Source organism: Streptomyces sp. 378, from assembly GCF_030124145.1.
Classification (GTDB): domain Bacteria; phylum Actinomycetota; class Actinomycetes; order Streptomycetales; family Streptomycetaceae; genus Streptomyces.
On the sequence record NZ_JASKMS010000001.1, the window covers coordinates 460,872 to 487,216 of the forward strand.

General features: G+C 73.1%; 29 protein-coding genes. 19 read left to right on the top strand and 10 right to left on the bottom strand.

The features are described 5' to 3' along the window. Positions 1-6: 6 nt before the first annotated feature. Positions 7-603 (top strand): TetR/AcrR family transcriptional regulator, encoded by a 597-nt coding sequence (locus QNO09_RS02130; RefSeq protein ID WP_283968264.1) that lies wholly within the window; start codon positions 7-9, stop codon positions 601-603. Positions 604-727: 124 nt separating this feature from the next. Continuing rightward, a complete protein-coding gene (locus QNO09_RS02135) occupies positions 728-1,015 on the top strand; it encodes a DUF4190 domain-containing protein (protein ID WP_283968265.1) in 288 nt (95 codons plus the stop codon). 165 nt (positions 1,016-1,180) lie between these two features. Here QNO09_RS02135 and QNO09_RS02140 read toward each other — a convergent pair whose 3' ends face one another. Continuing rightward, complete coding sequence (locus QNO09_RS02140; RefSeq protein ID WP_283968266.1) at positions 1,181-1,624, bottom strand: hypothetical protein; 444 nt, start codon at positions 1,622-1,624, stop codon at positions 1,181-1,183. 260 nt (positions 1,625-1,884) lie between these two features. Then, positions 1,885-3,096, bottom strand: a complete 1,212-nt coding sequence (locus tag QNO09_RS02145) for a cation:proton antiporter (protein ID WP_283968267.1) — start codon at positions 3,094-3,096, stop codon at positions 1,885-1,887. 896 nt (positions 3,097-3,992) lie between these two features. On the opposite strand from QNO09_RS02145, the gene QNO09_RS02150 reads away from it, so the two are divergent. The 5 genes from QNO09_RS02150 to QNO09_RS02170 all read left to right on the top strand — a co-directional run bounded on the left by QNO09_RS02150 (position 3,993) and on the right by QNO09_RS02170 (position 9,237). Then, positions 3,993-5,165, top strand: a complete 1,173-nt coding sequence (locus tag QNO09_RS02150; RefSeq protein ID WP_283968406.1) for a sensor histidine kinase — start codon at positions 3,993-3,995, stop codon at positions 5,163-5,165. Continuing rightward, positions 5,162-5,872 carry a response regulator gene (locus QNO09_RS02155; RefSeq protein ID WP_283968268.1) on the top strand — a complete coding sequence of 237 codons (711 nt, stop codon included), beginning with the start codon at positions 5,162-5,164 and terminating at the stop codon, positions 5,870-5,872. The genes QNO09_RS02150 and QNO09_RS02155 overlap by 4 nt, the downstream gene beginning before the upstream one ends. Positions 5,873-5,968: 96 nt before the next feature. Further along, on the top strand, positions 5,969-7,132 hold the full coding sequence (locus tag QNO09_RS02160) for a serine hydrolase domain-containing protein (protein WP_283968269.1): 1,164 nt from the start codon (positions 5,969-5,971) through the stop codon (positions 7,130-7,132). A gap of 303 nt (positions 7,133-7,435) precedes the next feature. After that, positions 7,436-7,639, top strand: coding sequence for a cold-shock protein (locus QNO09_RS02165; protein WP_030846597.1), 204 nt, complete (start codon positions 7,436-7,438; stop codon positions 7,637-7,639). Between the two features lie 149 nt (positions 7,640-7,788). Continuing rightward, the gene (locus tag QNO09_RS02170; RefSeq protein WP_283968270.1) at positions 7,789-9,237 is read left to right on the top strand and encodes a DEAD/DEAH box helicase; all 1,449 of its coding nucleotides are present in this window, start codon (positions 7,789-7,791) and stop codon (positions 9,235-9,237) included. Positions 9,238-9,700: 463 nt separating this feature from the next. On the opposite strand, the gene QNO09_RS02175 is transcribed toward QNO09_RS02170, so the two are convergent. Continuing rightward, positions 9,701-11,758, bottom strand: coding sequence for a glycoside hydrolase (locus tag QNO09_RS02175; protein ID WP_283968271.1), 2,058 nt, complete (start codon positions 11,756-11,758; stop codon positions 9,701-9,703). A 306-nt stretch (positions 11,759-12,064) separates the two neighbouring features. Between QNO09_RS02175 and QNO09_RS02180 the strand changes: the two genes are divergently transcribed. Then, on the top strand, positions 12,065-13,051 hold the full coding sequence (locus QNO09_RS02180; RefSeq protein ID WP_283968272.1) for a LacI family DNA-binding transcriptional regulator: 987 nt from the start codon (positions 12,065-12,067) through the stop codon (positions 13,049-13,051). Positions 13,052-13,093: 42 nt separating this feature from the next. Next, complete coding sequence (locus tag QNO09_RS02185; protein WP_283968273.1) at positions 13,094-13,252, top strand: hypothetical protein; 159 nt, start codon at positions 13,094-13,096, stop codon at positions 13,250-13,252. Positions 13,253-13,255: 3 nt separating this feature from the next. Here QNO09_RS02185 and QNO09_RS02190 read toward each other — a convergent pair whose 3' ends face one another. Further along, entirely contained in the window at positions 13,256-14,188 is a 933-nt protein-coding gene (locus QNO09_RS02190) for an NAD(P)-dependent oxidoreductase (RefSeq protein ID WP_283968274.1), read from the bottom strand. 55 nt (positions 14,189-14,243) lie between these two features. Here QNO09_RS02190 and QNO09_RS02195 point away from each other — a divergent pair, with 55 nt between their 5' ends. Further along, positions 14,244-14,594, top strand: a complete 351-nt coding sequence (locus QNO09_RS02195; protein ID WP_283968275.1) for a winged helix-turn-helix transcriptional regulator — start codon at positions 14,244-14,246, stop codon at positions 14,592-14,594. A 254-nt stretch (positions 14,595-14,848) separates the two neighbouring features. Here QNO09_RS02195 and QNO09_RS02200 read toward each other — a convergent pair whose 3' ends face one another. After that, positions 14,849-15,328, bottom strand: a complete 480-nt coding sequence (locus tag QNO09_RS02200; protein ID WP_283968276.1) for a MarR family winged helix-turn-helix transcriptional regulator — start codon at positions 15,326-15,328, stop codon at positions 14,849-14,851. Positions 15,329-15,410: 82 nt separating this feature from the next. On the opposite strand from QNO09_RS02200, the gene pip reads away from it, so the two are divergent. The 6 genes from pip to QNO09_RS02230 all read left to right on the top strand — a co-directional run bounded on the left by pip (position 15,411) and on the right by QNO09_RS02230 (position 20,713). Next, positions 15,411-16,373, top strand: coding sequence for a prolyl aminopeptidase (gene pip / locus QNO09_RS02205; RefSeq protein ID WP_283968277.1), 963 nt, complete (start codon positions 15,411-15,413; stop codon positions 16,371-16,373). Between the two features lie 446 nt (positions 16,374-16,819). Next, the gene (locus QNO09_RS02210; protein WP_283968278.1) at positions 16,820-17,245 is read left to right on the top strand and encodes a sortase-dependent protein; all 426 of its coding nucleotides are present in this window, start codon (positions 16,820-16,822) and stop codon (positions 17,243-17,245) included. Further along, complete coding sequence (locus QNO09_RS02215; RefSeq protein ID WP_283968279.1) at positions 17,242-17,856, top strand: class F sortase; 615 nt, start codon at positions 17,242-17,244, stop codon at positions 17,854-17,856. The genes QNO09_RS02210 and QNO09_RS02215 overlap by 4 nt, the downstream gene beginning before the upstream one ends. After that, positions 17,853-18,344, top strand: coding sequence for an RNA polymerase sigma factor (locus tag QNO09_RS02220; RefSeq protein ID WP_283968280.1), 492 nt, complete (start codon positions 17,853-17,855; stop codon positions 18,342-18,344). Before QNO09_RS02215 ends, QNO09_RS02220 begins: the two co-directional genes overlap by 4 nt. Further along, positions 18,328-18,858, top strand: coding sequence for a hypothetical protein (locus QNO09_RS02225; RefSeq protein WP_283968281.1), 531 nt, complete (start codon positions 18,328-18,330; stop codon positions 18,856-18,858). Before QNO09_RS02220 ends, QNO09_RS02225 begins: the two co-directional genes overlap by 17 nt. A 292-nt stretch (positions 18,859-19,150) precedes the next feature. Beyond that, a complete protein-coding gene (locus QNO09_RS02230; RefSeq protein WP_283968282.1) occupies positions 19,151-20,713 on the top strand; it encodes a right-handed parallel beta-helix repeat-containing protein in 1,563 nt (520 codons plus the stop codon). Between the two features lie 175 nt (positions 20,714-20,888). On the opposite strand, the gene QNO09_RS02235 is transcribed toward QNO09_RS02230, so the two are convergent. The 4 genes from QNO09_RS02235 to QNO09_RS02250 all read right to left on the bottom strand — a co-directional run bounded on the left by QNO09_RS02235 (position 20,889) and on the right by QNO09_RS02250 (position 23,597). Continuing rightward, a complete protein-coding gene (locus QNO09_RS02235; protein WP_502962230.1) occupies positions 20,889-21,557 on the bottom strand; it encodes a DUF4328 domain-containing protein in 669 nt (222 codons plus the stop codon). Between the two features lie 4 nt (positions 21,558-21,561). Then, on the bottom strand, positions 21,562-21,924 hold the full coding sequence (locus QNO09_RS02240) for a DUF952 domain-containing protein (RefSeq protein ID WP_283968283.1): 363 nt from the start codon (positions 21,922-21,924) through the stop codon (positions 21,562-21,564). Beyond that, entirely contained in the window at positions 21,921-22,856 is a 936-nt protein-coding gene (gene bla, locus QNO09_RS02245; RefSeq protein WP_283968408.1) for a class A beta-lactamase, read from the bottom strand. The genes QNO09_RS02240 and bla overlap by 4 nt, the downstream gene beginning before the upstream one ends. Before the next feature lie 189 nt (positions 22,857-23,045). Then, positions 23,046-23,597: a tellurite resistance TerB family protein gene (locus QNO09_RS02250; RefSeq protein ID WP_283968284.1), complete on the bottom strand. Its 552-nt coding sequence runs from the start codon at positions 23,595-23,597 to the stop codon at positions 23,046-23,048. 412 nt (positions 23,598-24,009) lie between these two features. Here QNO09_RS02250 and QNO09_RS02255 point away from each other — a divergent pair, with 412 nt between their 5' ends. Next, positions 24,010-24,372 carry a DUF1304 domain-containing protein gene (locus tag QNO09_RS02255; RefSeq protein ID WP_283968285.1) on the top strand — a complete coding sequence of 121 codons (363 nt, stop codon included), beginning with the start codon at positions 24,010-24,012 and terminating at the stop codon, positions 24,370-24,372. Positions 24,373-24,374: 2 nt separating this feature from the next. Here QNO09_RS02255 and QNO09_RS02260 read toward each other — a convergent pair whose 3' ends face one another. Further along, a complete protein-coding gene (locus QNO09_RS02260) occupies positions 24,375-24,788 on the bottom strand; it encodes a DUF5994 family protein (RefSeq protein WP_283968286.1) in 414 nt (137 codons plus the stop codon). A 362-nt stretch (positions 24,789-25,150) separates the two neighbouring features. Between QNO09_RS02260 and QNO09_RS02265 the strand changes: the two genes are divergently transcribed. Together QNO09_RS02265 and QNO09_RS02270 are read left to right on the top strand one after the other, a co-directional pair. Then, positions 25,151-25,525, top strand: a complete 375-nt coding sequence (locus QNO09_RS02265; protein WP_283968287.1) for a DUF6479 family protein — start codon at positions 25,151-25,153, stop codon at positions 25,523-25,525. A gap of 42 nt (positions 25,526-25,567) precedes the next feature. Next, complete coding sequence (locus tag QNO09_RS02270) at positions 25,568-26,056, top strand: hypothetical protein (RefSeq protein ID WP_283968288.1); 489 nt, start codon at positions 25,568-25,570, stop codon at positions 26,054-26,056. Positions 26,057-26,345 lie beyond the last annotated feature (289 nt).

A 26,345-nucleotide genomic window follows, 5' to 3' on the forward strand; every position in this document is an offset into this window, starting at 1 on the left:
GGCTCCATGGCACGGCTGCCGTCCGCGGAGCGGCGGCGACAGCTCACCGAAGCGGCGATCAGGGCGATGGCCCGGGACGGCGTCCCCAGGACGACGACCCGGTCCATCGCCGCCGAGGCGGGCGTCTCGCTGAGCGTCGTCCACTACTGCTTCGACTCCAAGCAGCAGTTGATCGAATCCGTCATCACCACCATCACCGGGCATTACGTGACCGTGGTGAAGGAGGCCATACGGCCCCGGAACACCCTTGAGGACACGGTCCGGGTCGGTTTCCAGGCGTACTGGGGCCACGTCCGGGCCCATCCCGACGAGCACATGCTCACCTATGAGCTGACGCAGTACGCCCTGCGTCAGCCCGGGTTCGAGCCCCTGGCACGCCGTCAGTACGAGCTCTACGCGGAGGCGTACACCGAGCTCATCGACCAGCTCCGGCAGTCCATGGGGCTGCGGCTGCGCGTACCCGTGCCCGTCCTGGCCCGCTACCTGGCCGCCATGACCGACGGACTGACCCTCAACTTCCTCGTGCTGGGGGACGAGTCGGCCTGGGCGGGCATCCTCGACACGGTCACCGCGCACATCGCCGGGTTGGTGCACGACGACTGACGGGGGGCGCTCTCCCGAGTTGGTTGTCATGGGAACGCCACCGAGGGGCACTCGAACACAACAAGGCGAAAGTGAGGAGAGTGCGGCCCTTTCGGTCCGTGCCATCGACAACTGGGAGTTCTCCATGGCGAGTTATGGCGGTTCCTCTGCCGCGTCCTCCGGTTCGCGCACCAACGGCCTGGCGATCGCGAGCCTGTGCTGCGGCATCATCGGCCTGTTCCTGCTGAACATCGTTCTCGGCCCGCTGGCCATCATCTTCGGTGCCATCGCCCGCCGCCAGGCATCGGTCAAGAACGGCGCCGGCATGGCGAAGGCGGGCATCATCCTCGGCGTCGTCGACGTGGTGCTGTGGCTCGTGCTCCTGGCCGTGGCCAGCAGCAACGGCGGCTTCACCTGGTACGTCGGCGGCTGAGCACCGCATCAGGACCGACGCGGGGCATGCGGGCGGACGGGTCGGCGGACTCGCGCATGCCCCGCGATCGGACGAACGTCCCCTGCCAGGCCGTTGTTCACCCTCCCCCGCCGATGACGAGCACCTGACCCACGTCCGGTGTCCCCTCGGTTCCGCGGCCTCGTGTCAGGCGTCGTACGGTACGTCGCCGACCGGGGCACCGGGGCGGGGCCGGTCGAGGGCCAGACGGCGGTAGGCGGCGCGGGCGTGGACGAGGCGGGCCAGGCCGGTGCCGACGAGGGCGGCGGTGAACAGGCAGGCCAGCCACGTGGTGTCGCGGTGACCGGCCCAGGTGAGGACACCGGCGGGCGGTATGGCGAAGCCGTTGAGGAACAGCCAGCACAGCACAGCCGTTCCGGGGGCGGCTGTGAACCGTGCGCACAGGCCCAGCAGGGCGGCCAGCAGGGACAGGCCGGACAGGGCCACTTCGGGCCGGTCCGTCCCCACCACGGTGTTGAGGAGCGCCACCAGCACCAGTGCGCCACCACCGGCCCCGGCCCACACCAGCGGCGTGGCCACGGGCTGGGGGACGGGCCTGGCTCCGGTGCCCAGGGGCTTCCACTCGATCATCCCGGCGCTTCCTTCCGTTCCTCCTGAACGGCGATTCTCCCCCGGCCCCCGGCCGTTCCCCCGGGTGCTCGCCAGGCTGCCAGCAAGCTTCCCCCCGGGAAGACACCCGATCCGGACAGCCGACCCGGCCGGGCGGGCAGCGGGCAGGACGGCCGGAAACACGGGGATGGTCCGGGCCCCCAGGTGCGGGGGACGGCGGACACGGGCGCCCGTCCTTGAGCGGCTTCCACGACCGTGCCGGGGCTCCCCGGTCGGTCAGGTCAACGGTGGGCCGGGGCCGGTTCCTTGGGCGGGTCGGCGAGTGGTGTCCGGGCAGCCGCCGCGCGGCGGGTGACGTGGGTGGCGAGGGGCTCCGTCCAGCGGGCGGCCAGGGGACCCCAGACGACCAGGATCAGGACGTAGGCCGTGGCCAGGGGTCCGATGCGGGGTTCGGTGCCGACGGCGAGGCCGGCGATGACGATGGAGAACTCGCCGCGTGCGACCAGCGTGCCGCCCGCCCGCCAGCGGCCCCGGGGCGAGATCCCGGCACGGCGGGCGGCCCAGTAGCCGGTGGCGATCTTCGTCAGGGTCGTGACGGCGGCCAGGGCGAGCGCGGGCAGCAGGACGGGCGGGATGGCTGCGGGGTCGGTGTGCAGTCCGAAGAAGACGAAGAACACCGCGGCGAACAGGTCCCGCAGCGGGGTGAGGAGACTGCTGGCGCCCTCGGCGACCTCACCGGACAGGGCTATGCCGACCAGGAACGCGCCCACGGCCGCGGACACGTGCAACTGCTGGGCGAGACCCGCCACGAGGAGGGTCAGCCCGAGGACGGCCAGGAGGAGCATCTCGGCGCTGTCCGAGGACACCGCCCGGCTGACCAGCCGGCCGTGCCGAAGCGCCACGTAGAGGACGGCGCCGACCGTGCCCAGCGAGATCAGCAGGGTGACGGCCCCGCCCGCCAGGCCCGCCCCGGCCAGCAGCGCGGTGAGGATGGGCAGGTAGACCGCCATGGCCAGGTCCTCCAGGACCAGCACGCCGAGGACGACCGGCGTCTCGCGGTTGCCGAGCCTGCGCAGGTCGCCCAGCACCTTCGCGATGACCCCGGAGGAGGAGATCCAGGTGACTCCGGCCAGCGCGACGGCGGCCACCGGACCCCAGCCGAGCAGGAACGCCATCGCGGCCCCCGGTACGGCGTTGAGAACGAAGTCGACGGCACCGGAGGGGTACTGGGTCTTCAGCGTCGTGACGAGTTCGGAGGCGCTGTACTCCAGGCCGAGCAGGAGCAGCAGCAGGATGACGCCTATCTCGGCGCCGGTGGCGACGAACTCCTCACTGGCCCGCAGCGGCAGGATGCCGCCCTGGCCGAAGGCGAGTCCGGCCAGCAGGTACAGGGGTATGGGCGAGAAGCCCACCCGTCCGGCGAGGCGTCCCAGGAGTCCCAGGGCGAGGATGATCGCCCCGAGTTCGATGAGCATGGCGGTGGTGTCGTGCACGGGCGTCTGACCTCCGTTGATCGGGTCTGCGGCGTCTGTGCCATTGCGGTGCGACGGCCGGGCGGAGGGCCGGGTCGTCGCAGGGGTGGAGCGGGGCGGGCGGGCGCTGCCCGGCCGGATTCGGCGCCGGGCGCGGGCACCCGGCGGTACGGCTCGGTGAGCAGTGCGGGGGAGCGAGAGGGGATCCGGCCCCGGCGCGGCAGGGTCCGGATCACACGGTGCGGTCGAGACGCCCGGCGCGTGCCCCGCCCGGGCCGTCGTCGGCCGGGGGAACGTCACGCGCCGACGCGTCAGGCGTCACACGTCAGGACGACGGAGAACCGCTCACGCGGCGCGGCCGGTATCAGGGACGCCGTCACGGGCGGCGTTGTGGACGCGGACAGGCACCACTCGCCCCATGTCACGCCCCCCTCACACCGGCCCGGAGACCGGGCGGCCACTGTGTCGACGAACTGAACGGAGCCGTATCACGTGCGACGACTGTGCGCGGCCACGCTCAACCGAGCGTAAGAGCTCGGTAAAGGATCCTAGCGCACGCCAACAGCCGGTGATCGCACAGCAGTTCTGAGGAAGGACGGGATCGCGAGGAGTCGCGGCGCACGTTCCCCTGGTACGAGCAGACCACCGCCCGGCCGGAGGTCCGACCGGATCCTGTTGTGGCGCTCCCTGTCCGGCGACCCCGGCCGTGACATCGCCCACTGGACCAGAGGCCGGGGAGCGGGGACCGAGGTCCGGAAGCGAACCGGCCAAGTGGTCGTGGCGGAAAAGGGAACTCGAAGCGCCCTCGCGCCATGACGGAAACGACAACCCTGGTTCCGCCGTGCCCGTCCGCCCGCCCCCGCTACGGTTTCGGTTCCGGGAGTCGGGCCGCACAAGACGGGGGGGCGTACGTCGCCATGGGCATAGGCGGGGAGCTGCGCGGGGGGTGGGAGCGGGGGCGGGCCCTCGCGGCGGACCATCCGCTCCTGGTCGACATCGGCATCGCCCTGCTCGTCCAGGGCGCGATGACCATGCCGTTCCTCGTACCGCGTGCGCCCGGACTGCCGCCGGCGACCTGGGCCGCGTACGGGCTGGGCACGCTCACCGTCGTGCCCCTGGTCTGGCGCAGGCACGCTCCCCTCGCCGTGCTGTTCGCGGTGCTGGCCGCCAACGCGCTGTACCGGCTGACCGTCGACGGACCCGGGCAACCGCTGCCGTACACGGGGCTGGTGGCCGTCTACACCGTCGCCGCGCTGTCGGGCCCGCGTGCGCGGCTCCTCACCGGGCTGGTGCTGATGGTCGCCGTGCCGGTGGGCGTGTGGCTCAACACCCGGTCGGCGCGTGAACTGACCTTCTCGCTCTTCGTCTTCGCCGCCGCCTACGTCTTCGGGCGGCTGACCGATGCCCGGCAGCGGGCGCACCGCGTCGAGGCCGAACAGGCCGCCGCACGCGAACGGGCGCGCATCGCACGGGAGATGCACGACATCCTCTCCCACGCCGTGAGCCTGATGATCGTGCAGGCCGAGGCCGGGCCGGTGGCGGTGCGTGCCGCGCCCGAGCGGGCCGAGGCGGCCTTCGACGCCATCTCGGCGACCGGGCGGGACGCCATGGCCCAGCTGCGTCACATGCTGGGGGTGCTGCGGGACGGCGGGGACGACACCGGCGGCACCGCCCCGCGCGAGCCGCAGCCCGGACTCGCGGCGCTGCCCGGGCTTCTCGACCGGGTGCGCGGGAGCGGACTCGATGTGGTGTACCGGTCCGAGGGGGAGGTCGCGCCGGTGGCCGGCGACGTCGAGGTCACCGTCTTCCGGGTGGTGCAGGAGGCCCTGACCAATGTCGTCAAGCACGCGGAGGCGCATACGGCTACAGTCCAACTTTCTTACGCGAGGCACGAGTTGGAGGTGGCCGTGACCGATGACGGGCGTGGGGCGCACGCCGTGTCCCGCCGTGGCGGGCACGGGCTCGTCGGCATCCGTGAACGGGCCGCGGCCCACGGGGGCGGCGCGGCCGCCGGGCCGGGGTCGGGCGGGCGCGGCTTCGAGGTGCGGGTGCGCATTCCCCTGTCCGCCGCGGCGGAGGTGAGGGCGTGACGATCCGTGTCGTGATCGCCGACGACCAGGAGCTCGTGCGCAGCGGCTTCGCGATGATCCTGGACGCGCAGCCGGACATCGACGTCGTCGCCGAGGCGGGCGACGGTGGCGAGGCCGTCGACGCGGTGCGGCGGCACGCGCCCGAGGTGGCGCTGCTCGACATCCGGATGCCCCGCATGGACGGCATCGAGGCCTGCCGTGCGATCAGTGCGGCGGGCGACTGCCGGACGGTGATGCTGACGACCTTCGACTCCGACGCGTACGTGTACGACGCGCTGCACGCGGGCGCGAGCGGCTTCCTCCTCAAGGACGTCCGCCGGGACGACCTCGTGCACGCCGTACGGGTCGTCGCCCGGGGCGACTCGCTGCTCGCACCCTCCGTCGCCCGGCGCCTGGTGGAGCAGTACACCCGGCCCGCCGCCCGGTCCCGCCGGCCCGACCCCCGGCTGGACGCGCTGACCGCCCGGGAGCGCCAGACGCTGCTGCTGCTCGCCCGGGGTCTGTCGAACGCCGAGATCGCCGCCGAGCTGGTGGTCAGCGACCACACCGTGAAGACGCACGTCGGCAACGTGCTCGCCAAGCTGGGCCTCAGGGACCGGATCCAGGCCGTCATCTGCGCCTACGAGACCGGCCTGGTCGCTCCCGGGGATCCCCCGCCCGGGGGAGGCTCCCGCTCCGGGTCCTCCCCCGCACCGGCGAGGAAGTGACGTCCCAGGACCACCGGTGCGGGCGATCCGCGTGGCGGCCGCGCCGCGGAGGATGAAGCCGTCACTCGACGTCGCCCCCTCTCGCCGGAGTTCGCCATGAAGACCCGTACCAGCCTGCTGACCGCCGCCGTACTCGTCGTGGGGATCGCCGCGGGGCCGTCCGTGCTCCCGGCCGCCGCCTCCGCCCCGGCCGCGTCGACGGCCGCGCCGTCCCCGGACGCCGCCCTCGAAGCCGCGATCGCCGGCCTCCCCGACGCCGACGCCACCGCCGCCCTCGTCCGCGTCGGCGGCGAGGAGGGCGTCTGGCACGGCAGTTCGGGGGTGCGTGATCTGCGGACCGGCCGGGCCGCCGACCCGGCGGCCCGCTTCCGCGCCGGGTCCGTGACCAAGGTCTTCACCGCCGCGGTCGCGCTGCAACTGGCCGAGGAGGGTCGGCTAAACCTGGACCGCAGCGTCCGCTCGTATCTGCCGGACCTGATCCCGGCGTCCTACGGGGGCGTCACCGTCCGCCAGCTCCTCGACCACACGCACGGCATTCCGGCCCCGGACTTCCCCGGCACCACAGTCGAGGAGTGGTACGCGCACCGCTTCCGCGTCCACGACCCCCGGGACATGGTCCGCTCGGCGACGTCGAAGGACCCCGAGTTCGCGCCGGGCGAGCGGCAGCACTACCTGAACATCGGGTACACGATCGCGGGCCTGCTCATCGAGCGCGTCACGCATGACTCCTACGAGCGTCAGGTCGCCCGGCGGGTGCTCGCGCCGCTGGAGCTGCGGAGCACCTCCTTCCCGGGGACGAACCCGCGCATCACCGGGCCGCACAACCACGGCTACCAGATCATGCGGCTCGACGACGGCACGACGGGGCTCCGGGACGTCTCCGTGTGGGGGGCGACGGACGGCTGGGCGGCCGGGGACATCATCTCCACCACCGCGGACCTGGAGCGCTTCACCCACGCCCTGTTCCGGGGACAGGTCGTGCGCGGGCCGCTGCTGGAGGAGATGTTCACGCTGCCCCGGGTGAGCGACTTCCGGAGCGGGAAACCGGCCGCCTACTCCGCCGGCCTGTCCATGAAGGTGCTGGGCGGACGCGAGGTGTGGGGCAAGACGGGCGGGCGCTGGGGGTACAACGCCGCCATCGCCTCCACCCGCGACGGCTCCCGCACCCTCGTCTACAGCGTCAACTCCACCGACGCCAAGGGCCAGGGCATGAGCAGGACCGCCGAGAACATCATCGTGGCGGCCTACGGCAGGCCGTAGGCCGGCTCGGCGAGAGGGTGGGCCGCCCGGAAGGCCGGACGGCCCACCCGACGCAGAAAATCAGCCACGTCAGGCGTGATCCACCTCCCATATGAGATTCCCGAGCCAACCGAGCCGGCTTGTGCTACCTTGGCTGGTGTTGCAGTTTTGGTTCCCAAAGACTTCGAGTGCTCTATCGGCCTCCGTCGACGAGCACTCTTTTTGTTTCCGAGGATTTTCGAATCTCTCCGGAGGGTGATCATTTCAGCGACCCCGAGTCGGCAAAGTGCAGGTCTCGGGTACTGCCCCTCAAGGGAGATGCACATGGCAACTGGCACCGTGAAGTGGTTCAACGCGGAAAAGGGCTTCGGCTTCATCGAGCAGGAGGGTGGCGGCCCGGACGTCTTCGCCCACTACTCGAACATCGCCACCTCCGGCTTCCGCGAGCTTCAGGAAGGCCAGAAGGTTACCTTCGACGTCACGCAGGGCCAGAAGGGCCCGCAGGCCGAGAACATCGTTCCCGCCTGACGCGTACGCGAATGCCCTGACCGGGGCCCGCACCCTCGCGGTGCGGGCCTCGGCTCGTTTTGCTCTTCTCCGGCTCAACTCTTGCGAATCCTGCGGCTGCCGTGCCGCCGCGCATTCCTCGACGCGTGCCGCATCGAGGAAGGTTCCCCATGGACCGCACAGCTCGCAGGAGCAACGGCTCCCCCCACTCCCGTAACAACCAGGTCCGGTCCCGGAAGTCGGGCGGCGGGGGCACCGCGTCCCGTCCGGCCGGCGGCGGCCGCGGCGGGCGCCGCCCCGCCACCGGCCAGGAGTTCGCACCGCCCGTCACCGTCACCCCGGCGCTGCCGGCCGTCGAGGCGTTCGCCGAACTCGACCTGCCCGAACGGCTGCTGGCCGCTCTGACCGCCGAGGGACTGACCGCGCCGTTCCCGATCCAGGCGGCGACGCTGCCGAACTCGCTGGCCGGCCGGGACGTCCTGGGCCGCGGGCGCACCGGCTCGGGCAAGACGCTCGCCTTCGGCCTCGCCCTGCTGGCCCGCGTCGACGGGCAGCGCGCGGAGGCCCGGCAGCCCCTGGCCCTCGTCCTCGTGCCCACGCGCGAACTGGCCCAGCAGGTCACCGACGCCCTCGCCCCGTTCGCCCGCGCGCTGCGGCTGCGGCTCGCCACGGTGGTCGGCGGCTTGCCGATCGGCCGGCAGGCGAACGCGCTGCGCACCGGTGCCGAGGTCGTCGTCGCGACGCCCGGCCGCCTCAAGGACCTCATCGACCGCGGCGACTGCCGACTGGACCACGTCGGCGTCACCGTCCTCGACGAGGCCGACCAGATGACCGACATGGGCTTCATGCCGCAGGTCACCGCGCTGCTCGACCAGGTGCGCCCGGGCGGACAGCGGATGCTGTTCTCCGCCACCCTGGACCGCAACGTCGACCGGCTGGTCCGCACGTACCTGCACGACCCGGTGGTGCACTCCGTCGACCCCTCCGCGGGCGCGGTCACCACGATGGAGCACCACCTGCTGCACGTGGAGGACGCGGACAAGCACGCCACCACGACCCGGATCGCCGCCCGCGACGGACGCGTGATCATGTTCCTCGACACCAAGCACGCCGCCGACCGGCTGGCCAAGAAACTGCTGGCGGTCGGCGTGCGCGCCATGGCGCTGCACGGCGGGAAGTCCCAGTCCCAGCGGACCAAGACCCTGGCCCGCTTCAAGGACGGCCACGTCACCGTCCTGGTGGCGACCAACGTCGCCGCCCGCGGCATCCACGTCGACAACCTCGATCTGGTCGTCAACGTGGACCCGCCCGGTGACCACAAGGACTACCTGCACCGCGGCGGCCGTACCGCCCGCGCCGGCGAGTCCGGCACCGTCGTCACGCTGGTCCTGCCCCACCAGCGCCGCGAGATGACCCGGCTGATGGCCGACGCGGGCATCACCCCGCAGGTCACGCGCGTCCGCTCGGGCGAGCCCGAGCTGAGCCGCATCACCGGGGCGCAGGAGCCCTCGGGCGTGCCCGTCGTCATCGCACCGCCGGCCGCCGAGCAGCCGCCCGCGCGCACGGGTTCCGCTCCGAACGGACGACGGAGCAGGCCGCCCCGGGGCCGCCGCCGCTGAACCGGCCCGCCGATCCCAGGGCCTGTCGTCCGCGACCCGGTCCACACGACGGGGCCCGGGAGCCGACGCCGGCCGCGGCACCCGCGTACTCCCCGGTGAGCGGCGCGACGGCCATCAGTCCGCCGAGCCGGAGCCCGGCGCGCGCCGGCCACGAGACCGGCCGACTCCCCGTGCAGCGACAGGGGCGGTAGGCCGTCCGGGGCCGCGGCCCCGGACGGCGGTGAGCCGGGGGGCGGGTGGTGCGCCGGGGGGGGCGGGTGGTGCGCCGGGGGGCCGGGTGGTGCGCCGGGGGGCCGGGCGGTGAGCCAGAGGGGCCGGGCGGTGAGCCCGGGGACCGGGCGGCGAGCCAGAGGGACCGGGCGGCGAGCCAGGGAACCGGGTGGTGACGTACGACGCCCCCGGCTTCCGCCGCCGGTAGGGGCGCGGAAGCCGGGGGCGTCGTGGGACGGACGCCGGGCGAGGGTCAGTCGCCCGTCACCTCGGTCACCTTCCAGCGCTGGTTGGACCCGGAGTTCGGCTGCCAGACGCCGACGGAGGCCCCGTCGGTCGTGGACTGGCCCCCGACGTCCGGGAGCTGACCGGTCGCCGCGTTCACGAGCGTCCACGTGCCGTCGCCGGTCGTGGACGCGATCCACTGCGCGGCGGCGTCGCGGCGGCCCTCGTCGGGTTCGGCGACCAGGGCGCCCTCACGGATCGCCAGGCGCTTGTCCGTGCCGGTCTCGGTGAGGACGTAGCGCTTGCGGTTGCCGTCACCGCGGACCTGCTCCACCCGCCACTGCCGGCCGCTGGGGTCGGCGGCGTTCGGGGTCCTGATGACCAGGCCCGTGCCGTTCCCGGCGATGGTGAGGTCCTTGCCGCTCTGGACGCCCGTGAGGCGGTAGGTGTGCCCCTTGCGCAGTTCGGCCGCGTCCTTCGCGACGCCGGAGACGCCCTTGACGAGGAAGGACGTCACCGACTGGGCGGGCACGGTGAGCGTGGCCTGCTCGCCGGTGACCCGGACGGCCTTCCGCTTCTCCAGCTTGCCGTCGGCGCTGGTCACCACGGGGGTGACCGTGGCGCGGGAGGAGACCCGGCCGAACTTCGACAGGTCGAGCGTGACCTCGCGGGCCTCGGTGCCGCTGTTGACGTGGACGACGGTCGCCGCGTCGCCCTTGCGGGAGACCGCCGCGGTGCTGGACGTGTCGTTCGTCTTGATCAGCCGGTCGCCGGGCTTGATGAAGTGCGTGAAGTTGCGGGCCGTGTCGAACTTGGTGTTGGTGTAGATCGGGCAGGACTTCAGGGTGTCCTTCGCGGTGCAGCTGAACGGAAGCTGGATCTCGCCCCAGTTGCCGCCCTTGGCGGACTCCCCGCCCGGCTTCATGTTGTCGTAGTCCTCGACGGGCTGCCAGAACACCCAGGCCTTGGGCTCCAGTTCGCGCAGGTCGTCCACCATGCGCTGGGCCAGGCCCAGGCCGGGCCGCATGTCCGTGAAGCTCTGGCCGTCGCCCCAGTCGCCCTCGACCTCGCTCATCCACAGCGGCTTGTCGGCGGCCTTGGCCAGGTCGCGGACGGTGGTGCGCTGTCCGGTGCCGTAGGTGTGGACGTTCATCTGGTCGACGAGGTCGCGGACCTCCTGGGGGTAGGAGTTCCAGTTCGTTGCGAACGTGCCCGGGTTCGTCTCGTCCATCGCGGATATCTCCGCGTCCGAGCGGGACTTCTTCAGGACCGGGGCCAGGGCGCGGAGCACCTTCTGCTGGAGCTCGGGGCCGATGTGGGCGCCCTCCTGGCGGCCGCCGACCGGCTGGCCGTCCGGGCCGAGTTTGGTGCCCCAGTAGTTCGTGTTCGGCTCGTTGAACGGGTCGAGCGTGTCGACCTTGATGCCGTGCGCCTTCTCCAGCCGCTCGGTCGCGCCCACCAGGTACTCGGCGAAGTCGTCGACGGACTCGGTCTTGAGCTGGTCCTCGCCCGCGTCGAAGTTGCCGGAGACGTAGCCGCTCTCGGTCATGAACCAGGGCGGGGAGTTGCTGAAGGTCTCCCAGTGGGTGATGTCCTTCTTGATGCGGTCGACCCACCAGCGCTGCGTCTTGTCGGCCTTCTTGTTCCAGTCCGCCGGGTCGTCCGCGTCCCACCAGTCGACGTCCTCGCGGGTGGTGCCCGCCGGGGCCTTCCACCAGCCCTCGACCGCGCCGCCGGCCCGCAGGTAGTCCTTGACGTCGGGGGCGTTGCCGCCGCCGATGTTGTAACGGGCGATGTTCAGGGCGAGGCCCTCGTCGCCGAAGAGGAGCCGGTAGAGCTTCTCGCGGATCGCGGGCGGGTAGTCGCCGGTGGCGTTGGCGAACCAGACCAGGCTGGTGCCCCAGCCCTCGAACCTCTCCCCCGCGTACGAGGGGTCGGGCCGGACGGTGACCCCGGCCGCGGCGGCCTCGGCAGCCGTCGTCTCGGCGTGCGCGGCGGGCAGGGTGGCGGTGGCCAGGACGGCCCCGGTCGCCAAGGTGACGCCGATGGCCCCGAGGAGCCTTCTCTTGCGGGTGCGGTGTGCCATCTCGAGTACTCCAGCTCTTCTGCGTGCCGCATGTCCCGGCGGACGCGGAGATCGGGGCCTACGTGGTGCGACTGGTACGGATTCGGCGGCTTCTCATACGGTTTCGGCTAGGCAATGTTTACGTAAACATCCACTGGCGGGATGTCTACACTGTCCGAATCTCAGGGGTCAAGGACTCGTTCCGGACCGAAACTCGCGCGCCGGTCGCGTAGGGAGGGGAATGTGGGCACAGTGGACGGCGAGAGCGAGTCGAGAGGCACGAGCCGGACGAGAAGACGCGCGGCCCGGCCCCGCCAGGGCGCGTCCATGGCGGACGTCGCACAGCTCGCCGGGGTCTCCTCCCAGACGGTCTCCCGCGTCTCGAACGGCTTCCCGGGCGTCACCGAGGACACCCGGGCGCAGGTCCTGGCGGCCATGCGGGAGCTGGGCTACCGGCCCAACAGCGCGGCCCGGGCGTTGCGCCGGGGCGAGTTCCGCACCCTCGGCGTGATCACCTTCTCGCTCTCCACCATGGGCAACATCCGCACCCTGGAGGCCATCGCCACCTCCGCCGCCGAGCACGGTTACGCCGTCACCCTGCTGCCCGTGGCCGTCCCCACCCAGGACGAGGTGAACGGCGCCTTCTCCCGGCTGGGCGAACTCGCCGTGGACGCCGTCATCGTCATCATGGAGATCCACCTCCTCGACGCGGCGACGGTCTCCCTCCCGCCCGGAGTGCAGGTCGTGGTGGCCGATTCCGACGCCGGCGACCGCTACACCGTCGTCGACACCGACCAGGCGGGCGGCGCCCGTGACGCCGTACGGCACCTCCTCGACCTCGGCCACGACACGGTGTGGCACCTGGCCGGCCCGGAGGGCTCCTTCGCCGCCCAGCGCCGCGCCAACGCCTGGCGCGCCACACTCACCGAGGCGGGCCGGACCCCGCCGCCCCCGGTCCGTGGCGACTGGTCGGCCGAGTCCGGCTACCGGGTGGGTCTGCTCCTCGCCGACGAGCCGGAGTGCACGGCGGTGTTCACGGCCAACGACCAGATGGCCCTGGGCCTGCTCCGCGCCCTGCACGAACGCGGCCGCCGCGTACCCGACGACGTCAGTGTCATCGGCTTCGACGACATCCCCGAGTCCGCGTCCTTCCTCCCGCCCCTCACCACCATCCACCAGGACTTCGCGGAGGTGGGACGGTTGTGCGTGGAGGGGGTGCTCAGCAAGATGCGGGAGGCCGGGGCGGAACACGGCACGACGCTGGTGCCCACCCGCTTGGTCCGGCGGGCGAGCACGGCACGGCGGCGAGGGTGACGGACGGGGCCGGGGCGACCGGGCGCCGTCCTCAGCGAGTCGATGGCCAGCCGCCGGGACCGGCTCGTCGTCCGGGTCGTCGACGACGTCGAGACACCGGCTCTGCTCGCCCTGGTCTGGCGGAGCGGGCGGAGTCCCGCGGTGCGCGAGCTGCTCGCCCAGTGCCGGCGGGCGTTCGGCGAGTCCGGCGGCCCCGGATAGCGGTCAGCGTCGTCCGATGACCTCCGCGACGCGGAGGAAGCCGTCCTGCCCGTGACCCAGTCCGACGGCGCGGCGGGCCATGCCCTCGACCGCGCGCATGACACCGGCGTCGATGCCGTGCGACTCGGAGACGTGGACGATGTGGGACATGGACGACACGGCCGAGGTGAGCGGGTTGTCCTCGCCGGAGTAGGTGCCGGCGTCGGCGTCCGCGGCGGTCTGCGCGAACAGCGGCGGGAGGATCGCGCCGATGCCCTGGGCGAAGGGTGCCAGTTCGGTCGGGGTGACTCCCTCGGCCCGGGCCACCGCCAGGGCGTGCGCGTAGCCCGCCATCGCCGTCCAGAAGATGTCGAGCAGGGCGATGTCGTAGGCCGCGGCCCGGCCCGTGTCCTCACCGAGGTGGGTGTGGGTGCCTCCCAACGCCTGCCGTACGAGAGCGAGTTCGCGGTAGAGGTCCCCGGGTCCGCTGTACAGGAAGACCGCGCCGGGCGTGCCGATGGTGGCCGCCGGGGTCATGATCACGCCGTCCAGGTAGCGGACGCCGTGCGCGGCCGCCCACGCGGCGGTGTCCCGGGCCCGGGCCGGGGTGTCGGCGGTCAACTGCACGAGCGTACGGCCCTTGAGGGCGGCCGTGACCTCGTCCTGGCACAGCACGGCGTCGGCGGCGTCGTAGTTCACCACGCAGACGACGACCACCTCGCTCGCCGCCACCGCCTCGGCCGCCGTCGCCGCGCCCGCCGCGCCGCGGTCGAGGAGTTCCCGGTCCCGGCCCGGGGTGCGGTTCCACACGGTGGTGCGCAGGCCCGCGTCGACGAACGCACCGGCCAGCGCCCGGCCCATGGGGCCGAGGCCGAGGACGGTGACCGTGGCGGCCGGGTGCGCGTCGACCGGGCCGCCGGAATGCGCCGGGGCCGGGGTAGCGCTGTACGAAGACATCGAGAACTCCTCTGATCTGCACGGCAGGGGACAAGGGACAAGGAAAGGGACGGTCATGACGCGTCGGCGCCAGGATTCGGACGTCTGCGGGGTGACGGCCGCGATCGCCGTGGTCGACGGCAAGTGGAAGACGGCCCTGCTCTGGCTGCTGGAGTCGGGCCCGCACCGCCCGGCGGAGCTGCGCCGACGGCTGCCGGGCCTCTCCGAGAAGGTGCTGACCGAGGCCCTGCGGGAGATGGCCGCGGACGGGCTGGTGCACCGGGAGGTGTACGACGTGCTGCCGCCGAAGACGGTCTACTCCCTGACCGCGTTCGGACGCGAACTCGCCGAGGCACTGGCGCCGTTGTCCGACTGGGGCCACCGTCGCCTGGAGAAGCTCGCCGGGGCCGCCCGGCCGGTCTCCTGACGCGGACGCCACCTCCGTCTCTTCCGGATCCTGTGCCTCACCGACCGCCCACCACCAGGTTCGCCCGGCACCGGCGCCCTGCCAAGTCCCCACAAAAAGGTGGGTACTCCGGCGGGCCCGGGGCGGCCTCCCCGCCCTCGCCGTCCTCCGCGCCCCGGGCCGGGCCGGTTGGCGTGCTGCGGTGATCACGCTGCTGCGATGGGACGGCCTGCACGGGGACCACTACCGGGTGGCCCCGGCGGGATGGACCAAGGTCAGGTAGTCGTGCGAGCCGCCGCCACCCGCTCCCCGAACGGCCGCCGGCCCACCGCCCGCACCACCTCGGCCAGCAACTCTCCGAGCGGCATGGACAGTTCCGCGTCCAGCTCCGCCATCGCCGCCTTCGTCGCCTCCCACTCCGCCTCGATCCGCGGCAGCAGCGCCCGGGCCTTGGGGGTGAGGCCGACCAATCGGCGGCGGGCGTCCAGCGGGTCGGGCGTGTGGGTGACCAGGCCCGCGCGGGCCATCTGGGCCGCCGTCTGGCTCGCGGCCGAGTGCGTGACGTCGATCGCCGCGGCCAACGCGCGTACCGGGAGCGGGCCTTCGGCCACGAGTGCCCGGACGACCGGGGAGAAGCGGGGCCGGTACTCGGCGAGGCCCTGCTCCCTGTAGAGCTCGGCCACCTCGCCGTCCAGCAGTTCCAGCACGTGACGGAGCAGCGTCCCCACGGCGACCGGATCGGGTTGATTGCTCACGCTGTAATCTAACAGCGCTGTCACACCTGCTGTCGCATCCGCGGTTGACCCGAGGCAGCCAGGTCAGGAGAGGACCTCCCGTATGGCCGAGCTGTATCCCGCCGGTATCGAGCCGTACGCCCACGGCATGCTCGACGTCGGTGACGGCAACCGCGTGTACTGGGAGACCTGCGGGAATCCGGCCGGCAGGCCCGCCCTCGTGCTGCACGGCGGGCCGGGGTCGGGGGCGGGGCCGTCCTGGCGCCGGCTGTTCGACCCCGCGGCCTACCGTGTCGTACTCCTCGACCAGCGCGGCTGCGGGCGGAGCACCCCCGACGCGGCCGACCCGGAGACCTCCCTCGCCACCAACACCACGCACCATCTGATCGCCGACATCGAGCGGCTGCGACAGCATCTCGGCATCGGGGAGTGGTTGGTCCTCGGCGGCTCCTGGGGCGTGACCCTCGCCCTCGCCTACGCCGAGCGGCACCCCGGGTCCGTGTCCGGGCTGGTCCTCTTCAGCGTCACCACGACCACGCGCCGCGAGGTGGCGTGGGTGACCCGGGACATGGGGCGGATCTTCCCCGCGGAGTGGGCCCGGTTCCGGGACGCCGTACCGCGGGCGGAGCGCGACGGCAGCCTGGTGGACGCCTACGCCCGGATGCTCGCCGACCCCGACCCGGCCGTACGGGAGCGGGCCGCGCGGGAGTGGTGCCGGTGGGAGGACGTGCACGTCTCCACCCTGCTGGGGCACCGGCCCGATCCCCGGTACGCGGACCCGCGCTTCCGGATGCGCTTCGCCCGGCTCGTCACGCACTACTGGCGCCATGCCGCCTTCCTGGAGGACGGGGTGCTGCTGCGCGACGCCGGGAAGCTGGCCGGCATCCCCGGCGTGATGGTCCACGGACGGATGGACATCAGCGGACCTGTGGACATCGCGTGGCAACTGGCCCGGGTGTGGCCGGACGCGGAACTCGTCCTGATCGACGGCGAGGGACACGGGCTGTCGGGGACCTCCATGACGACGGCGCTACTGGCGGCGACTGATCGCTTCCGGACCGCGTAGCGGACTTCGGGACGGCTGACCCGGACGTCCGGGGCAGCCGGGTTCGGAGTGCAGGTCAGGTCCGCGCCTGCAGGACTGGCCGCGGCGGCGCAGGCGCCTGCCCAGTCACCGGCACGGCGGCGCGCGGTGGCGGTCTCGATCATGGAGGGCGCACGGCGAACTCGCGCACGCGCGGCCAGAAGGAAAGCGGGAAGTCCCCGTTCGCGAGGTCGGTGCGCATCAGCGCTCACCTTGCGCGGACGGGTCCCCCAATCTGTTCACAGAGTGAGTCGTCATCGCGACGGATGCCAACGGCCCCGGCTTCGGCGCGCAGCCCAGTATCCCGGAGCCCCAGCGGCGACTTTGCCATCTCTTTACAACCGGGCCCGTCGCCGCCTCGTCTCTCCGCACGATCTGTCATCCGGCCCGCCGACCATCGGGCCGGACCGATGAAGGAGTGCGATTCCATGCGCCGAACCGTCCTCAGTGCCCTGGCCCTCACGGCCACCGCCGTACTGATGGGCACGGGCCCCGCGTTCGCGGACGGGGCGACGACCCCGAGCCCGGTCCCCTCGCCCGCCGCGCCCACCACCCAGCCCGCGGAGAGCGCCGAACCGACCCGGGAGGCCGCACCGACCCCGGCGCCCGCCGAGGACGAGCCGACCCGGACGGCCGCACCGACCCCCGCGCCGGCCGAGGACGAGCCGACCCGGGCGCCCGCCGACGACCAGGTCTCCGTCAGGCCGAGCGGCGCGCCCGACACCGGTGTGACGGCGGCGTCGCCGGCCTCCGGGAGCGATGGCACGGCGATCGGCGCGGGCGCCGCCGCGGTGCTCGCCCTGGGCGGCGGCACCGTCTTCGTCGTACGCCGCCGCCGGGCGACCGGGGCATGAGCTCGTTCTCCAGGCGCGCGTTCACGGCCGGGGCGCTGGCGTCCGTGCTGACGGCGTGCGGGAGCCACGGGAGCACCGCGCCACGGGCGAAGACCACCGCTCGGCCGGTTCCGGCCGAGCGGGCCCGCCCCCTGGCCCGTTCGGTCCCGGTACGGCTGCTGATCCCGGCCATCGGCGTCGACACCCCGGTCATCCGGCTGGGCCTGGCGGCCGACGGCACGGTGCAGGTGCCGCCGGTCACGGCCCACGACCGGGCCGGCTGGTACCGGCACTCGCCGACACCCGGCCGGACCGGCCCGTCGGTGCTCCTCGGCCATGTCACGGTCGGCCCGTACGGCGACGGCGTCTTCCGCCACCTCGCCCGGCTGCACCGGGGCGACCGGATCGTGGCGCGCCTGGAGAACGGCACCGCGGCGGAGTTCGCCGTCACGGCCGTACGCACGATCCCGAAAACCGACTTCCCGGCGGACGACGTCTACGGGAACGTGGACCGCCCGGAACTGCGGCTGATCACGTGCGGGGGTGCGCGGACCGGCGACGGTTACGCGGACAACGTCATCGTGTTCGCGGCGCTGAGCGGCTCCGAGCCCCCCACCCCTGGAGAGCGTTGAAACGGTCCCGCGAGAAGGCAGCGTCCGAGCTGTTCGCCGCCCTCTACCCGCGCCTCGCCGGCTGGTGCCGCCGTCTCGTCGACGACGACGGGACGGCCCACGAGATCGCCTCCGAGGCGTTCACCCGGCTCTGGGCCCGCTGGACGTCCGTGGAGGAACCGCGCGGGTTCCTCTACGTCACCGCGGCCAATCTCGTCCGGGACCACTGGCGCAAACTGGAGCGGGAGCGCCGGGCCATGCACCGCGTCACCTCGGAAGCCGCCGTACGCCCCCACACCGAGCAGGCCGACCCGTCGGTGCGGCTGCTGGTGCAGTCACTGCCGGAACGGCTGCGCGTCCCGATCCTCCTCCACTACTACGCTGACATGCCGATCCGGGAGGTGTCCGCACTGACCGGGCGCAAGGAAGGAACCGTCAAGGCCGACCTGCACGCGGCCCGGGAACTGCTCCGCGTCCACCTGAGGAGAAGCCTTGACCACACGCCTTGACGGAGACCCGGGCGATCCGGAGTTCGCCCCCGACGACCCGCTCGCCGTGATCCTGCGCCCCTCCTCCCCCCACTACCTGGGCGCGCCCGCCGGGCAGTACGAGGCGATCCGCCGCCGCGCGACCCGCCGGCGCCTGCTGCGCGCCGCGGCCGGGGCGGGCCTGTGCTGCGTCGCCGCCGCGCTCATCGCCCTCCCGCTGCGCCTCACGGCACCCGAACGCCCCACCGCTCCGACGATCCCCATGGCCCCGCCGACCCCACGGGTGACACCGCCCAGCCCTTCGGCGCCCGACACCCCGGTGCCGTCCCCGTACGAGTCGCGTCCCTCGTCCCCGGGCACGCCCCGCCCGGCCACCGACGTTCCCCGTGCGTCCGTCCCCGGCACCGGCCCCACGGCGGAGCCGACCGGCCGGGCGGACCCCACCCGCTCCCCGTCGGCCACCCCCGCCTCGACACACCCCGCCCCGTCGGCGGCCCGCCCGAGCACGGACCGGAGGGCGGCCGAGAGCCGCTGACCCGGCCCCCGCGCGGGACCGGGTCAGCCACCCCGCCCCTGCCGCCGCATCCGCTCGGCCACCTCGCCCTCCTCGGTCTCCCACCAGGGCCGGACAGCGGACGAGAGCCCCGAAGTTCAGAGGGTCGGTGGCAGGGCGGGCACGGGCCGCACAGCAGGCGAAGCCGTTCAAGATGATGAATGACAATCACGTACAGGTCTATTGACGCACCCACGGCAAGCTTCTACGTTCCCCCCAGAAAGCGCTTGCCCCGGCCGGGTTCCGCAGACGTCACCACCCTTGGAGACGCACGATGCACCTGAGACCAGTGATCGCGTCCGTCGGCCTGCTGGCCGGCGGTCTCGTCGCCCTGTCCGGCAACCCGGCCCAGGCGGCGACCACCCGCTACGAGGCCGAGGCCGCACCTGCGGTCTGCACCGGCACCATCGACTCGAACTGGGCCGGGTTCTCCGGCAGCGGCTTCTGCAACGGTGACAACGGCACCGGTGGCTACGCCCAGTTCACCGTGAACGCCTCCGCCGCGGGCACGGCGACCCTGAAGGTCCGCTTCGCCAACGGCACGACCTCCGCACGCGGCGCGAACCTCGTGGTCAACGGCTCGACGGCCGGCACGGTGTCCTTCGAGGGCACCGGCGCCTGGAACACCTGGGCGACCACGACGCTCACCGTGCCGCTGCGGTCGGGCAGCAACACCGTCCGGCTGAACCCGACCACCTCCGGCGGCCTGCCCAACATCGACCACCTCGACGTCGAGACGGGCGGCGGCAACCCACAGCCCACCGGCCCGACCCTGTACGTGTCGCCGAGCGGCAGCGACAGCGCGGCCGGCACCGAGTCGAACCCGACGACCCTCACCTCCGCGATCAGCCGCATCTCCGCCGGCGGCACCATTTATGTGCGCGGCGGCACCTACCGCTACTCCCAGACGGTCACCGTCCCCACGGGGAAGAACGGCACGTCCGGCGACCGCACGGAACTGTTCGCCTACCCGGGCGAGACCCCGGTTCTCGACTTCTCCGCCCAGAGCGAGGACCCGGCCAACCGTGGTCTCGCCGTCAACGCGTCGTACTGGCACGTCAAGGGCCTCGTCGTCGAACGGGCCGGTGACAACGGCATCTTCCTCAGCGGCAGCAACAACATCATCGAGCGCACGGTGACGCGCCACAACCGTGACTCGGGGCTGCAGCTCTCACGGACGCTCTCCAGCACGCCCAAGGACCAGTGGCCGTCCCACAACCTCATCCTGAGCGCGGAATCGCACGACAACGTCGACTCCGACGGTGAGGACGCCGACGGCTTCGCCCCGAAGCTCACCGTCGGCCCCGGGAACGTCTTCCGCCACACCGTGGCCCACAACAACATCGACGACGGCTACGACCTCTACTCCAAGACGGAGACGGGCCCCATCGGCGCGGTGACCATCGAGGACTCCCTCGCCTACGACAACGGCACCCTCAGCAACGGCGGTCAGGCCGGCAACGGTGACCGCAACGGCTACAAGCTCGGCGGTGACGACATCGAGGTCAACCACATCGTCCGGCGCAGCATCGCCCACGGCAACGGCAAGCACGGCTTCACCTACAACAGCAACACCGGCGCGATGCAGATCTCGGACAACGTCAGCGTCGGCAACGAGCAGCGCAACTTCAACTTCGACTCCGGCAGCAAGTCGGTGTTCCGCGGCAACACCTCCTGCGACAGCGGCTCGAACGACCGGATCATCGGCAACTCCGACAGCTCCAACCAGTTCTGGTCCGGCACGAACGGCTCCCGCTGCTCCTCCTACGCCGGCGCCCTGCGCTGGTCGTTCGCCGCGGACGGGCGGCTCGTCGTGACGTTCGGCGGCAGTCGCTAGCCCTGCCGCATGGCCCTGGCATGCAACGCCCTGCCCCACTGCTTCCTCTGACGCCGCGGTGAGGACGGCGACGTGAGTCCGTCACGTCGCCGTCCTCGGCGCCCCCGGGGTTGCGGACGCCGGTGTCGGTGACGGCCTCGTTCGCCGTGTCGGTGTACCGGCCGCTGCGGCCCGGTCAGTTGCCCTGGCCGGCGATGTGCTCCTGCTGCGCCGTCGTGAGCGTGTGGATCATGAGGGCGGCGGCCCCGGCGGCGGCCACGATGATCAGGTCGGCGGCGAGCAGGGGCAGGACGCCGTCGTAGGCACGGGCGATGACCTCGTCCGTGTCCTCGGCGTAGATGAACCCCACGCCGCCGGCCAGACCGGCCAGCCACAGGCCCCACCACCAGTTCACGACGGAGGGCAGCCGCCGCTCGGGGAAGGCCGAGCGGTGGACGTCCGCGACGATGCCCCGGGGTATCCACAGGTTCACGACGGGCACGATCCAGCCCAGCCAGAGCCAGGGGTAGCCGTAGCGCGGGTCCGCGCCCGAGAGGGCCTTGGCGTTGTCCCGCATCCGGTCCAGCCAGAACAGGAACGCGAGGGCGCACACGACCGTGACGGTGCTGCCGACCGAGTCGACCAGGTGGTAGGAGTCCTCCAGCGTGTTCAGCGGGCGGTGCACGCCGCCGCCCTGGTCGGGCGGGCCGGACGCCGGCTCTCCGGCCGCTGCGAGCCGGAGGTGCCAGACCGCCCGGGTCACCCAGGCCAGTGCGGCGAGGGCGAGGGCCCCGATGGTGCAGAGGGCCGCTCCCCGGACGGGGTGCGGGGCGGGGGCGGCGGGGCTGGACTTCTGTTCGATCACCCGGTCATCCTGCCGTACGCAGCTCCGCGGCCCGGCCCTCCTCGTCCCACCGCACCTCGAGGAGGTGGTCGACGGCGTCCCGGTCGAGGGGGCCGAACACGTGCGGGAACAGGGTGTCCGCCGAGACGCCGGGCGGCGGGGCCGGGGCCGCCGCCTCCCACTCCACCCGGGCGGTGAGCCGCGCCTCGTCCAGGGCGAGCACGAGCAGGGGCCGGGGCGCGTCCCGGTAGAAGGCGTTGACGACGGCCAGGGTGGTCGCCTCGTCCGGGGAACAGTGCACGAAGCCCTCCTCGGTGAGGGAGGCGGGCGCGTACGCCTGATCGGGGTCGGTGCTCCAGACGGTGAGCGGTACGACGTGATAGATCATGGCCCCGTTATAGACGCCGACGGGAGCCCCGGGAGCTTCAGGGCGGCGATGGTCCGCCGGGTCGCTTCGGCGATCAGGGCGTCCGAGGGCTCGCTGTCGTGGCCGGAGCGGTCGGTCATGACGGCCAGGACGAGCGGCTCGGTGCGGGGCGGGTGGACGATCGCGATGTCGTTGGCCCGGCCGTAGTCGCCCGTCCCGGTCTTGTCGGCCACCTTCCAGTCGCCGGGGAGCCCGGCCCGGATGCGGCGGGCGGCGACGTCGGTGGCGTTGCGGGTCAGCCAGTGCATGAGGAGCCTGCGCTCCCGGGCGGGCAGGGCGGTGCCCAACAGGAGCGTGCGGAAGTCGGTGGCGATCGCCTGCGGGGTGGTGGTGTCGGCGGGGTCGTCCGGTGGTACGTCGTGCAGTTCGGGCTCGTAGTGGTCCATACGGCTCGTGGAGTCGCCGAGCCGGCGCAGATAGGCGGTGAGCCCGGCGGGGCCGCCGGTGTCGCGCATCAGGAGGTTGCCCGCCGTGCCGTCGCTGTAGCGGACGGCGGCGTCGCAGAGCTCACGGAGCGTCATCCCGGTCGCGACGTGCTTTCCGGTGACCGGCGAGGTGGAGCGCACATCCGCCTCGGTGTAGGTGACGCGGCGGTCCAGGCCGCTCAGGGAGCGGTGGTGCAGGACCGCCGCCGCGGCCAGCGCCTTGAACGTCGAGCAGAACGCGAAGCGTTCGCCGGCGCGGTGGACGACGGTGGCTCCGGTGCCGGTCGCGAGGGCGTAGACGCCGACGCGGGCGCCGTACGCGCGCTCCAGGTCCGTCAGCCGGGGCCGGTGGACCGGGGGTCCGCCGGTCGGCGTACCGGTGGGCGCAGGGGTTCGCCGCCTCGCATCGCCGGCGGGGCGGTCGTCCGTACCGCAGGCCGTGAGCGGGATCAGGGCCGAGGCGGCCAGGAGGGCGCGGCGCGAGGGGGCGGTCCGGTGGGGGGCATACGGCGGGCTCCTTCACGGCGTCGGCCGGGGAAGGCTCCGGTGCTCCCGGCACAGTGGTCATGCGGGGTTCCGTCGCTCGGAGCCTCCCGGGCCGGCGGCCGGCACGCCGTGGACGACCGGACCGTCGGAGCCGCCCCCGTGTCCCACCGGTCAGAGCTGGAACTCGGCCGGGGACACCCCCAGCGTCGCGCAGGCCTCGCGCAGGACCGTCGCCTCCGCCTGGGAGAAGTGGCCGTCGGCACCGGCGATGACCATGCCCGTCTGGATCACGGCCCTGGCCTCGGTGGGCTTCTTGGCGGCCTTGGCGATCTCCTGCATGGCCTCCGACTTGCCGAGCTGGAAGTTGGCGGTCAGCTGGTCCACATGCTTGTTGAAACGCTGGCGGAGCTGCTCCGGCGGGAAGTTCTGCAGCACGTCGTTGCTGAGGATCATCGACTCGACCTGCTGGCGCTCGGCCGGGTCCACATTCCCGTCGGCCGCCGCGACCAGGGCGCACATCGCCATGCTCGCGTCCCGGTACGCACCGCTCTTCAGCTCGTTCTTCAGCGACCCGAGCTGCGTTTTGAACAGGCCGACCAGCTGGGCCTTGCCGCCACCACCGGACCTCGTCCCACCGCTGTGCCCGCCGGCCGACGCACTCCGCCCACCCTGCCCCTGCTGCAGAGCCTTGGCCTGGTCCTTGAGCCGGTCCCACACTGCCATTGAGGTCACCTCGGTACTAGTCGGCATCACCTACCGCACGAGCTCACGCGCGCACACCCACCCAACGCCCGGCCCCGGGCAAAGGTTCCGCAAAACGAAAGGCGACCGCCCGCACCCCGAAGCCGAGTGCGGGCGGTCGCGGTGAAGAACGTCGGGCGTCGTCGCGGGAGCGGAGCTTCAGGCGCGGGGCGAGGCGGAAGGCCGCGAAGCCCACCGCTTCCCGGACACCGGGGCGACCCCGCGGAGCGGGCGCGGGCGGGAAGGCCGGACCCGGCTCCCGAGCGGCACACGCGGGGACGCGACGGCCGGGCCCGGCCTTCCTCTGGCCGCAATCTGCCACCCGGCGCGGCCCGCCGCCTCCGGGGAGGGCCCGAACGAGGACGGGCCCTGGCGGGCCTGTGATGATGAGCGCATGTCGACCCTCGCCACGCTCGCGGTACTGGCCCTCGCCGCGCTCCACGTGTACATCCTGGTGCTGGAGATGTTCCTGTGGACCACGCCGCGGGCCCGGGCCGCCTTCGGCACCAGCGCCGAGTTCGCCGCCGCGTCGAAGGCCCTGGCGGCGAACCAGGGCCTCTACAACGGCTTCCTCGCCGCCGGCCTGGTGTGGGGCGCGGTGGCGTCCGACCCGGTGGGCTTCCGCGTCTCGGTGTTCTTCCTGGTGTGCGTGGCGATCGCGGGGCTCTACGGCGCCGCCACGGCCAGCCGGAAGATCCTCTTCGTCCAGACCGTCCCGGCGCTGGCCGCCCTGGCCCTGGTGCTGCTCGCGCGCTGACGTCAGACGCCCTGCGCGACGGCTTGTTCCATGAGCCGGACGGCCTCCGTCTCCTCGGTGGCGGGCGGCACCACCAGCAGGTCCCAGCGGCCGCGGCCGGGGGCCAGCAGGCAGACGGTGTGCGGGGCGGTCGGCGAGTCCGTGCGGCCGACGTGCACCGCCTGCCCCGCGACGACCAGCCGCTCCGGGCAGGCCGGCCAGGTGTCCCCGTTGACCAGGACGCTGCTGATCCGGCCCCAGGCATCTGGCAGGCCGCCGAGCAGCCCGGGCAGTTCGGCGGCCAGGTCGTACGAGCGGGGCCACCACGCCCCGTCGATCCGGCGGGCGGTGGGCCCCTGGCGCGGCTGGTTCGCGAGCCGTAGCCGGACCTCGGACGGCGCGGGAACGGACGGTGGGGACGAAGAGGCGGACGTCATCGAGGGGCTCCTGCTGCGGATGGGGTGCGTGGCGAGGAGGTGGCGAGGCCGCGGGCCCGTTGGGGAGGCCCTGGGAGTGCGTGGGACGCCGGGGGCGAGACCGGTTCGGCCACCGGTTGCGGCATACCCCCGGTTCCTCCACCGTACCCCGCGGGCGGTGCGGGAGCCGGGGCCGCCCGCACGGCGACGAGACGTCGTTCCCCCTCGTACGGGGGCCGGACGAGGGGAACGGGCGGATCCCGGTCGGCGGCGGCCTGCGCCACGCCCGGGACACCCCGCCGACGTGGCGTCCGAGGCAGCCCGGGTTTTCACTGTGGGACATTCCGGGCGCTTTATCGCATTCCGTCGGTGATACTTGGGGCATGGAGACGGCAACGTACGCAGAACTGGCGGCCTCGTCAGATCACGCGGTCGCCGTGACCCTCGCCTTCGTCGGCGGGCTGATCGTGGTCTGTGCGCTGATCTGGGCCGTGCGGGTCGGGATGCGGGTCATGGACACGGACACCCATCACCCCTCCCCGGAGGAGCAGCCGCACCTGCCGGACACCGGGCCGGTCCGCGAGACGCGGGAGATGCGCGAGCCCGACGACGTGCCGGTCGTGGCGCGCGACGGTCAGCGGATCATGCCGCACGAGCTGCATCGCGCGAGCACCAGGACCGGCAAGGACCAGCATCCGCGCCGCTGGTCGCCCGGATCCAGCGGGTCCTTCGGCGGCGGCGGACTCGGACGCACGTGAGGCCGTAGGCCCGAGGGCCGGCGGTCCCCCCAGGGAGGCGACATGGCTGCCCGCCACCGCAGGCGCCGGGTGACGGAAGGGGCGGCCCTGGTGCTGGCCGTGTCCGCCGTGCTCGCGGGCTGCGGTGGTGCCGAGAGCCCGGCGGACACCGCGCGGAAGGCGGAGTCCGCGGTGGGGTCCATCGCCTCGCAGGCCCCCGAGGCGATCGAGTCCGCCACGGCCGAGGCCGGACGCCGGCTCGACGCCATCCAGGGCGGCACCGACGTCGAGGACGACGTGCGGACCGGCTCGCCCGTCATCGGGTCCGACGGCCGGGCTCGCGCCGAGGTCACCGTCCGCAACACCGACGACGCGCCCCGGTCCTTCGCCGTCCAGGTCGACTTCCGGAACGCCGGGGGAGACCTGGTCGACACGGTCATCGTCACGGTGGACCACGTGCAGGCCGGTCACTCCGCCACGGCCACCGCCCGCAGCACCCACGACCTGCCCGGGGAGGTCCGGGCGGAGGTGGCCCGGGCGCTGCGCTACTGACCTGTTCACCGCGGGCGGGGCTCCCTGTCCGGGCTGTCGAAGACGCTCCGCCGACGCTTCTCCCGACGGCCCCCGCCGGTGGCACGCCCTGCCGGGCCCCCGAGTGGGCTTCGACTGCCCCGACCCCGTGCGCCGGCGTGCTTCTGCGCGCAGGTCGGCGGCGGTACGCCGGAGGACGACGACCCGACTGGCCCGCGAATGGGCCCCGCGCCCCTTCGGGGCGCGGGGAACCGCGCGACCGGCCACGACGGCGCCGCACCCGGAGGACGACCCCCACGGCGCCGCCCGC

Excerpts from the sequence above, each read along its gene's own strand:
- QNO09_RS02265 (WP_283968287.1), top strand. The coding sequence starts at position 25,151 with ATGGAGACGGCAACGTACGCAGAACTGGCGGCCTCGTCAGATCACGCG.
- QNO09_RS02190 (WP_283968274.1), bottom strand. The coding sequence starts at position 14,188 with ATGTCTTCGTACAGCGCTACCCCGGCCCCGGCGCATTCCGGCGGCCCG.
- QNO09_RS02255 (WP_283968285.1), top strand. The coding sequence starts at position 24,010 with ATGTCGACCCTCGCCACGCTCGCGGTACTGGCCCTCGCCGCGCTCCAC.
- QNO09_RS02175 (WP_283968271.1), bottom strand. The coding sequence starts at position 11,758 with ATGGCACACCGCACCCGCAAGAGAAGGCTCCTCGGGGCCATCGGCGTC.
- QNO09_RS02130 (WP_283968264.1), top strand. The coding sequence starts at position 7 with ATGGCACGGCTGCCGTCCGCGGAGCGGCGGCGACAGCTCACCGAAGCG.
- pip (WP_283968277.1), top strand. The coding sequence starts at position 15,411 with ATGGCCGAGCTGTATCCCGCCGGTATCGAGCCGTACGCCCACGGCATG.
- QNO09_RS02140 (WP_283968266.1), bottom strand. The coding sequence starts at position 1,624 with ATGATCGAGTGGAAGCCCCTGGGCACCGGAGCCAGGCCCGTCCCCCAG.
- QNO09_RS02165 (WP_030846597.1), top strand. The coding sequence starts at position 7,436 with ATGGCAACTGGCACCGTGAAGTGGTTCAACGCGGAAAAGGGCTTCGGC.
- QNO09_RS02230 (WP_283968282.1), top strand. The coding sequence starts at position 19,151 with ATGCACCTGAGACCAGTGATCGCGTCCGTCGGCCTGCTGGCCGGCGGT.
- QNO09_RS02185 (WP_283968273.1), top strand. The coding sequence starts at position 13,094 with ATGGCCAGCCGCCGGGACCGGCTCGTCGTCCGGGTCGTCGACGACGTC.
- QNO09_RS02240 (WP_283968283.1), bottom strand. The coding sequence starts at position 21,924 with ATGATCTATCACGTCGTACCGCTCACCGTCTGGAGCACCGACCCCGAT.
- QNO09_RS02135 (WP_283968265.1), top strand. The coding sequence starts at position 728 with ATGGCGAGTTATGGCGGTTCCTCTGCCGCGTCCTCCGGTTCGCGCACC.
- QNO09_RS02170 (WP_283968270.1), top strand. The coding sequence starts at position 7,789 with ATGGACCGCACAGCTCGCAGGAGCAACGGCTCCCCCCACTCCCGTAAC.
- QNO09_RS02195 (WP_283968275.1), top strand. The coding sequence starts at position 14,244 with ATGACGCGTCGGCGCCAGGATTCGGACGTCTGCGGGGTGACGGCCGCG.
- QNO09_RS02250 (WP_283968284.1), bottom strand. The coding sequence starts at position 23,597 with ATGGCAGTGTGGGACCGGCTCAAGGACCAGGCCAAGGCTCTGCAGCAG.
- QNO09_RS02270 (WP_283968288.1), top strand. The coding sequence starts at position 25,568 with ATGGCTGCCCGCCACCGCAGGCGCCGGGTGACGGAAGGGGCGGCCCTG.
- QNO09_RS02180 (WP_283968272.1), top strand. The coding sequence starts at position 12,065 with ATGGCGGACGTCGCACAGCTCGCCGGGGTCTCCTCCCAGACGGTCTCC.
- QNO09_RS02260 (WP_283968286.1), bottom strand. The coding sequence starts at position 24,788 with ATGACGTCCGCCTCTTCGTCCCCACCGTCCGTTCCCGCGCCGTCCGAG.
- QNO09_RS02210 (WP_283968278.1), top strand. The coding sequence starts at position 16,820 with ATGCGCCGAACCGTCCTCAGTGCCCTGGCCCTCACGGCCACCGCCGTA.
- QNO09_RS02160 (WP_283968269.1), top strand. The coding sequence starts at position 5,969 with ATGAAGACCCGTACCAGCCTGCTGACCGCCGCCGTACTCGTCGTGGGG.
- QNO09_RS02215 (WP_283968279.1), top strand. The coding sequence starts at position 17,242 with ATGAGCTCGTTCTCCAGGCGCGCGTTCACGGCCGGGGCGCTGGCGTCC.
- QNO09_RS02150 (WP_283968406.1), top strand. The coding sequence starts at position 3,993 with ATGGGCATAGGCGGGGAGCTGCGCGGGGGGTGGGAGCGGGGGCGGGCC.